Here is a 2,498-nt window from a genome sequence, read left to right as displayed (position 1 = left end):
CCCAGGGCGCGGCATACCCCTGCGCCGCCAGTGCCAGGCCCAGGCCATCGGCCGCCGCGCCCAGCAGGGCGGGCACGGCGGTAAACGTCGGCCCGGCGATGAGCGCGTCGCCGCCCGGCATCGCCAAGCCGAAGTGGGCATACCATGCCGCCCAATCCACCGGCCCTTCATCGTGCAGCAGCGGCACGGTGCCCCGCCCTTCGAGAAACCCAGCCGCCGCCCCGGCCAGCGCCGGCGCGGCATAGACGGCATAGTCCAGCCCCAGCAGCGTTTCACTGGGCAGGCCCGTATCGCCGCCATCGGGCGCGTCGGTCAGGAAGATATCGAGTTCGGTCGTCTCGAAATCCACCGCCAGACCGCGGCTGTCGAGCCACAGGTCCATCCCCGGCAGATCCGCCATCAGGCGCGGCAGGCGCGGCTGTAGCCAGCACCCGGCAAACCCGGCATCGGCATAGACGATCACCGAATTGGCCTTGCGATAAGGCGCCAGCCGGCTCACCCCGCCGCGCAGCACCTTGAGCATGTCGCGCACCGTGCGGTGAAAATCGCGGCCGGCATCGGTCAGGACCACCTGGCGATAGACGCGGCGGAACAGGGCATGACCCAGCGCCTCTTCCAGGTTGCGCACCTGGTGGCTGATCGCCGATTGCGTCAGCCCCAGTTCTTGCGCCGCCGCGGCAAAGCTGCCCAGCCGCGCCGCAGCCTCGAACCCTTCCAGGGACTTGAGCGGGGGAAGCCGGTCACGCGCCATGGCCGATCACGCCAGGTCGACAAGAATCTCGCGCAGCATGCCAAAGATCGTGTCGATCTGCGCGGCGCTGATCATCAAGGGCGGAGACAGCGCGATGATATCGCCGGTCACGCGGATCAGCAGCCCGGCATCGAACGCGCGGTGGAACGCCTCCATCGCCCGCGCGCCCACTGTCCCATCGCGCGGGGCCAGTTCGATCCCGGCCACCAGCCCCAGATTGCGCACGTCGATCACATGCGGGCAATCAGCCAGCGCGTGCGCCGCCGCTTCCCAATGCGCAGCCAGCGCGGCGGCATTCTCGAACAGCCCTTCCTCGCGATAGAGCCCCAGCGTCGCCAGCCCGGCCGCTGCCGCCACGGGATGGCCGGAATAGGTATAGCCGTGATAGAACTCGATGCCCTCGGGGCTGCCGTTGACCACGGTATCGTGCACCTCGCGGCTGGCGATCACTGCCCCCATCGGCACGGTGCCGTTGGTCAGCCCCTTGGCCGTGGTGATGATATCGGGCGTCACGCCAAAGTATTCCGCCGCCGTGGCTTTGCCCAGGCGACCAAAGCCAGTGATTACCTCGTCAAAGATCAGCAGGATGCCGTGCTTGCGGGTGATATCGCGCAGCGCCTGGAGATAGCCCTGCGGCGGCACCAAGACCCCGGTGGAGCCCGCCACCGGCTCCACGATCACCGCCGCGATCGTTTCAGGCCCATGCAGCGCCACCAGTTCTTCCAGCTCCTCGGCTAGGGCACCATTGCCCGGCTGCATGCCCCGGCAAAACCGCACGGCCTGGCCATGGGTGTGCGACAGGTGATCCACCCCCCACACCTGGCTGACAAAGCGGCGCCGGTTGCCGCCGATGCCGCCCACCGAAAGCCCGCCGAAATTGGTGCCATGATAGCCGCGCTGCCGCCCGATCAGGCGAAATCGCGTGTGATCGCCGCGCGCATGGTGATAGGCCAGCGCCATCTTGAGCGCGGTATCGGCGCTTTCCGAACCCGAATTGGTGAAGAACACGCGGTCCATCCCCGCCGGCATGATCCGCGCCACGTCGCTGGCCAGGCGGAACGCCAGGGGATGGCCCAACTGGAACGTCGGCGCGAAATCGAGCGTCTGCGCCGCCCGGGTCACGGCATCGGTAATCGCCGCGCGCCCGTGCCCGGCGTTCACGCACCATAGCCCCGCCGTGGCATCGAGCACCTGGCGTCCATCGGCGGTGGTATAGTGCATGTCGCTCGCCGCCACGAACAGGCGCGGGTTCTGCTTGAAGAACCGGTTGTTGGTGAACGGCATCCAGAAATGATCGAGATCGACGCCATCCATGCTGGCGAAATCGATCGACGCTGGGGTCGCTGCGGGCGGCTGGGTCTGGCTGGCCATGAAAGCTCCTGCAAACGGCGATGCCGTGAATCTTTTTCAGGTTACCTTTCGAAAATGGCGCGCCGGCGCGGGAGGGGGAAAAGCGATCGCCGGTGGTGCATGGGGCGCACCACACATGGGCTCACTCCACCTGCTGGCGCAGGAAGCGGCGCAATTGTGCGATGGCCGGATTGTTGGCGCGATCGGCGCGCGTCACCATGCAATAAGACCCGATCGCCACGGCCTGCGCGCCCGGCACCGCCAGTTCCACCAGCGCGCCACTGGCCAGGTCATCAGCCACCAGATAGCGATTGGCCAGGGCCAGCCCGCGTCCCGCCCGCGCCGCGGCCAGTGCCAGGTGCGCATGCCACAGCAGCGCGCCGGGCAGCGGCTGGCG

Annotated in this window: 3 protein-coding genes; all 3 read right to left on the bottom strand. The window is 68.0% G+C overall.

The window, feature by feature from the left end; all coding sequences use genetic code 11:
* Positions 1 to 751 (bottom strand): LysR family transcriptional regulator (locus H926_RS30890; RefSeq protein ID WP_022676892.1); only part of this gene is annotated, 751 nt, incomplete at its 3' end.
* A gap of 6 nt (positions 752 to 757) precedes the next feature.
* Positions 758 to 2,122: an aminotransferase class III-fold pyridoxal phosphate-dependent enzyme gene (locus H926_RS0114120; RefSeq protein WP_022676891.1), complete on the bottom strand. Its 1,365-nt coding sequence runs from the start codon at positions 2,120 to 2,122 to the stop codon at positions 758 to 760.
* Positions 2,123 to 2,243: 121 nt separating this feature from the next.
* A partial coding sequence (locus tag H926_RS27665; RefSeq protein WP_043609639.1) for a LysR substrate-binding domain-containing protein occupies positions 2,244 to 2,498 on the bottom strand: 255 nt, incomplete at its 5' end.

The organism is Novosphingobium sp. B-7 (assembly GCF_000410615.1).
Taxonomy (GTDB): Bacteria; Pseudomonadota; Alphaproteobacteria; order Sphingomonadales; family Sphingomonadaceae; genus Novosphingobium; species Novosphingobium capsulatum.
This window is presented reverse-complemented; position numbering and strand designations above follow the sequence as displayed.

Coding starts and splice junctions, on each gene's coding strand:
- H926_RS0114120 (WP_022676891.1), bottom strand. CDS start 2,122: ATGGCCAGCCAGACCCAGCCGCCCGCAGCGACCCCAGCGTCGATCGAT.